At 41.1% G+C, this 5,528-nt stretch carries 4 protein-coding genes; 2 read left to right on the forward strand and 2 right to left on the reverse strand.

Annotation, left to right across the window (positions count from 1 at the left end; translation table 11 throughout):
- Positions 1 to 320 precede the first annotated feature (320 nt).
- Positions 321 to 2,852: a sugar phosphate nucleotidyltransferase gene (locus ACUVXA_RS15445; RefSeq protein WP_445872177.1), complete on the forward strand. Its 2,532-nt coding sequence runs from the start codon at positions 321 to 323 to the stop codon at positions 2,850 to 2,852.
- Between the two features lie 141 nt (positions 2,853 to 2,993).
- On the opposite strand, the gene ACUVXA_RS15450 is transcribed toward ACUVXA_RS15445, so the two are convergent.
- Positions 2,994 to 3,542 (reverse strand): SIS domain-containing protein, encoded by a 549-nt coding sequence (locus ACUVXA_RS15450; RefSeq protein WP_445872178.1) that lies wholly within the window; start codon positions 3,540 to 3,542, stop codon positions 2,994 to 2,996.
- 255 nt (positions 3,543 to 3,797) lie between these two features.
- Between ACUVXA_RS15450 and ACUVXA_RS15455 the strand changes: the two genes are divergently transcribed.
- The gene (locus tag ACUVXA_RS15455) at positions 3,798 to 4,787 is read left to right on the forward strand and encodes a 2-hydroxyacid dehydrogenase (RefSeq protein WP_445872179.1); all 990 of its coding nucleotides are present in this window, start codon (positions 3,798 to 3,800) and stop codon (positions 4,785 to 4,787) included.
- A 93-nt stretch (positions 4,788 to 4,880) separates the two neighbouring features.
- Here ACUVXA_RS15455 and ACUVXA_RS15460 read toward each other — a convergent pair whose 3' ends face one another.
- Positions 4,881 to 5,117: a hypothetical protein gene (locus ACUVXA_RS15460; protein ID WP_445872180.1), complete on the reverse strand. Its 237-nt coding sequence runs from the start codon at positions 5,115 to 5,117 to the stop codon at positions 4,881 to 4,883.
- Positions 5,118 to 5,528: the final 411 nt, after the last annotated feature.

Genomic DNA, 5,528 nt, shown 5'->3' on the forward strand with positions numbered 1-5,528 from the left:
TTCATGCCCCAAGGCAGGTGCTCCCCTATGAAGCAGGAACCGAACACCATCTGGCCATAGATTCGCAGAATCTTTGTTAAGTTTTTCTTCGGTTATATCCTAATAATTTATGGTTTTAAAGGCGTTACTCATTAATTTTTAAGGTTTTAATAGCTTTAAATTGGAAAACGCTGGGAAACAGGCTTGAATCACACAGGGGAAAGCCTCAAAAAAAGGCAGATTTTGCGAATCTATCGTCTGGAAGTGTCCTAGATGGGTAAGTTTCGGACAACGGTTGAAGGTGAAAGCTTAATATTGTGATGGTGTTTATGTAATCTAAAATGGTTTGGAAGCGGGTGGTTATGCAGGCGGTGGTTTTAGCTGGTGGAGTTGGAACACGGTTAAGGCCTTTGACAGTGAATATTCCTAAGCCCTTGGTTCCTGTGGGTGGTATTCCCATTATGGAGCATACCATAAGGCTTCTTCGGAGGCATGGTGTTACCGATATTGTGGTGTCTTTGGGTTATTTAAGTGAGAAGATTGAGCAGTATTTTGGTGATGGTTCAAGATTGGGGGTTAATCTAACTTATTCATATGAGAAGACTCCTTTGGGAACTGCGGGAGCGGTGAAGCATGCTCAGAAATATATTTCCGGCCCATTTTTAGTGGCAAGTGGTGACGTGTTAACGGATATTGATTTTTCTAATTTTATTGCTGAGCATCGTAGAGGGGGGGCTCTGGCTTCGATAGCGTTAACTCGTTCTGTTAGTCCTACAGCTTTTGGTATCGTGTTTATCAATAATGATGGTTTTATTAGTCGCTTTCTTGAAAAGCCGAGTTGGGGCGAGGTTTTTAGCGATATTATCAATGCGGGTTTATATGTCATGGAGCCTGAAATTTTGGATCTGGTACCTGAGAATAGGGAGTACGATTTCAGTAAGGATGTTTTTCCCAAAATGCTTACTGAGAATCATAATCTGTTTGGGTATATGATTAATACTTATTGGGTGGATATTGGGACTCCTCAAAAATATCTGGAAGCCAATTACGATGTTCTTAAGGGTTCTATCAGGGTGGAGCTTCCTCACCGAAAAGTTAAGGATGGTTTGTGGATAGGGGAGGATGTTAAAATTGCTGATGACTGTGAGATTTATCCTCCCGCGGTGATTGGTGATTCCTGCCGTATTAGTCAGGGTGTGGTAATTGATCGTTTCAGTGTGATTGGTGCTGGTTGTTATGTGGGTGAGGGTGCTAGAATTAGTCGCTCAGTGGTCTGGGGGAACACTTCTATTCATAAATCGGCATCATTGCGTTCCTGTGTGATTGGATCCCGGTGTGAAGTTGGTGAGAAGAGCACAGTACTTGATGGGGCGGTTATTGGTGATGATTGTATTTTGGGTCCAGAGAGTGTGGTTCAGGAGAATATTCTTATCTGGCCGGATAAGGTGGTTCAGAAGAATGCTATTGTGAATATGAACATAATTTGGGGTGTGATGTGGAAAAAGAGTCTTTTTGGGGATTACGGCATCTCGGGTCTTGCCAACTTGGAAATCACGCCTGAATTCGCAGCAAAATTGGGAGCAGCATTCGGAACCTATCTAAGTGAAGGCTCAAAAGTGGTGATTGGTAGGGATACATACCTTATCTCCCGCATGATTAAGAGAGCGATGATAGCTGGGCTTCAGTCTGCAGGTGTAAATGTGTATAATCTTAGAGTTTTGCCCACACCATTAATTGAAGAGGCTGTAAGGTTAAATAAAGCTCAGGGTGGAATATCCATAACTGTTCCCCGCGAAAACGAGAACCTAATCAGCGTTAGAATGTTTGACTCTGAAGGAATAGATCTGAATGAGAGAGAGCAAAAAAAAGTGGAAGACATTTTCTTCAAAGATGCTTTAAAAAGAAGTGGATCAGGGGCTGTCGGTGACATACTTTATCCCACACGCTTTATAGAATCATATCTGGAAAATTCGTTGAACCATATAAATACGAAGCTGAAGTCATCAAAAATGCGTGTAGTGATAGATTGTGCTGATGGTAGCAGTTCCATGATTGCCCCCGCTTTTCTCCGAGAACTAGGATGCGAAGTTATTACCCTTAACGTGTCTCTGGGGGAGTCTGCCCCTAGAAGAACCATACCTTCCGCTCCGGATTCTCTCTATAACCTCAGGAAAACGGTGAAGGCTCTGGACGCGGATCTGGGTGCTACCTTCGATAGTGATGCGGATAGAGTATTGTTTGTAGATGAAAAAGGAGAAGTGGTGAGTGGGGATACTTCGGTGGCTCTTTTGGCCCAAGCAGTTTTAACCGAATTCAGGAAAGGGAACAAAGTTGTGGTGCCTGTTAGCACCAGTCAAATTGTGGATATTGTGGTTTCGAAATACGATGGCAAGGTAATTCGCACCAAACTGGGGTTTAGGCCTTTGGCGGAAACTGTGATACGACAAAAGGCCATATTTGGAGGAGATGAAACCGGAGGCTTTATCTTTCCACAGATACACCCCTTCCGTGACGGTGTAATAAGTGTTGCTAAGCTTCTTGAATTTTTAGCGAAGACAGGCGAACCTCTTTCCGAGATAATGAAGGAAATTCCCAGCTTCTACACATTTAAAGAATCTATACCGACTCCACTTCAACACAGAGGATTAATTATGAGAACCATTGTAGAAAACGCGGAGGGAGAACCATTCGACACAATCGATGGTATAAAAATATATCTGGATAAGGGCTGGGTTTTAATTCGTCCCTCCTCAGATGAACCCGTGTTTGATATATTTGTAGAAGCTCGGACTGAGACAAAAGCCAAGGATTTTATCAAAACCTACAGGAAAGAAATACAAGAAGTCCTCATGGAACTCGAAAAGACTTCATAAACATTGAAAGCCAAAGAAAATTGTGAAAATAAAATAAATATAGATTCTTTTAGAGGAGCTTGCGAATAAAATCAATTTACAAAAATCTTGAGATATATAGACATTTTATTTTCTAGGATTTCGAGATTCTTTTTTAATGTCTCATTGTTTGGGTTCTATGAGTGTTGCTAGTGATTCTAACACTATGGTGGATAAAATTTCAAAATAGGCTCCTGGAGGCTCCTGCGTACCTTTAACTTCTCTTCCCACAAAACTCTGCTCCTGGGATTTCTCCCTTCCCACTATTTTAATAGTTTCATCAGCGATTTTACCTAGGGACGAGTCCTCCCAAGACGTTATGGCCACAATAGTTCCTTTCAACTCCTTAGTTGCCTTAGCAACGGTTATCACTTCCGTCGTTTCACCACTTCCCGAAATAGCTATGAGCAGGTCACCTTCCTCTATTGGAGGGATGAGATCCGTCATCTCAATGCTTATAAAGTAAACCTTGTAGCCTTTCTGAAGTAGACGCATGGCAAACATCATGCCCACGAAAGAAGACCTTCCCTTACCCGTGATAAAAATACGGTTTGACCTTTTGATATGCTCCTCCAACCTCTTAAAGTCATCAAAGTCAATTAAATCTAGGTTCCCTCGTAGCTTTTCGAATTCACTGTTTATTACTTCCATGAGGCTCCGACCATTTAACATTATTTTTGACCTCCTTACTATCCGAATCCTTCAAATTCATCCTCAAAACTTTTTAGTAATAATATCAGACTTGTTTAATTCCCTTCCCCGTATACTTTATTAAGCTTTTTTATTACTTTACATCCCCAATCCTCTATAATAAAGAAAACACCAATATTTTGGGAATTTTTTAAAAACCCTAAAAGCTCACAATATTTTATACCTTTTCAAATAAAATCATAAAATAAGTGATCCATTCAGAAAATGGTGCCCGAATTGAAAAAAGTCTATATAACCCGGCAAATTGCGGAAGAGGCACTCAAACTTCTTAGAGAAAACGCAAATGTCACAGTCCACTCGGGGACTCTACCACCGAAAAAGAATGAGATAATTAAGAATATCAGAGATGCTCACGGTCTAGTGGCCCTGCTCACCGACCAAATAGACGCAGAAATAATTGACCACGGAAAACAGCTTACCATAATAGCAAACGTCGCAGTCGGCTACGATAACATAGATTTAGAAGCCGCAACCAGAAAAGGAATATATGTAACCAACACACCCGGAGTACTGGACGATGCCACCGCAGACCTAGCCTTCACAATACTACTAGCAGTTGCAAGAAGAATCCCGGAGGCAGACTCCTTTGTAAGATCAGGGCAATGGAAAGGTTGGAGCCCCAACCTACTCCTCGGATCAGATCTAAGAGACAAAACCCTAGGAATTATAGGACTGGGCCGAATCGGTTCAGAAGTCGCGAAGAGAGCCAAATGTTTCAAAATGAAAATAGTTTATTATCAACCTCAAAGAGATCTGGAAAAGGAAACCAATATCGGTGTAAGGTATGTTTCTCTAGAAGAACTTCTTTCAATATCCGATTTCGTTTCATTACATGTACCCCTTACCAGCGAAACCAGAAGCATGATTAGCAGAAGAGAACTAAACAAAATGAAAAAAACCGCCTATCTAATCAACACCTCACGTGGCCAAGTAGTTGATGAAGAAGCCCTTTATGAGGCACTCACCGAGGGAGAAATAAAAGGGGCAGCACTCGACGTATACGATAAGGAACCAATCAGCCCCGATAATCCACTATTAAAACTCAAAAATATAGTTCTCACCCCCCATATCGGGTCAGCAACACTAGAAACCAGAACAAGAATGGCCGTATTGGCAGCTGAAAACACTGTAAAAGCCTTAAAAAACGAAATCCCATCTTGTATTGTTAATCCCCAAGTTTTAGAACACAGAAAAAACAAAACTTAAACTGAAACTAAAAACACAATAAACATTTTAATTTTCTTTCCCAAATAGCCTAAAAGGTTTCAGTAACGTGAATAGAAAAATTTCCCCTCCCCTCTATTTTTCTTTCTCCCTATCCCTCTCCATCTCTTTCCTAATTTTAATTTTGAACATATCCGGACTCCATTTCCAAGTTTTATTCTGCTGATTTAACAACTCCAAAAGCGGAATTCCACTTCCCTCCTGAAGACTTCTAAAAAACAATTTATACTCCGCCAACGGGCGCAAAGTCCGGCGCACAGCCCTCTCCAAAAGAGTAATACCACCGGGCGGAGCCTCTAACCAACAGGCCAAGGCACTCTCCCCCTTAAAAGTCCGCATCCAGTAAATCCACGCCTTAGGAAGCCGTTACAATCTTTCCTTGTAGTAGTATACCGCTGCGATGTTATGACATATTTTTTCTTATGATGAGGGCTATGCTTGCTATGATGAATAGTGCGGATAAGGCGAAAAAACCTAGACCCAGGCGATAGATTCGCAAAATCTGCCTTTTTTTGGGGCTTTTTCCCGTGTTTTCAAACCTGTTTCCCGGTCTTTTTTCGCTCCAACGTGTTTAAACCTTAAAAATTAATGAGAAACAACGATAAAACCATAAATTATTAGGCTAATAACCGAAGAAAAACGTTACAAAGATTCTGCAAATCTATCGTCAGGGGTTCACAACAGTAGAAAGATTTAATGATAAATAATACCATTCTTGGACTT

Source organism: Candidatus Jordarchaeum sp. (assembly GCF_052745115.1).

Coding starts and splice junctions, on each gene's coding strand:
- ACUVXA_RS15445 (WP_445872177.1), top strand. CDS start 321: ATGGTTTGGAAGCGGGTGGTTATGCAGGCGGTGGTTTTAGCTGGTGGA.
- ACUVXA_RS15450 (WP_445872178.1), bottom strand. CDS start 3,542: ATGTTAAATGGTCGGAGCCTCATGGAAGTAATAAACAGTGAATTCGAA.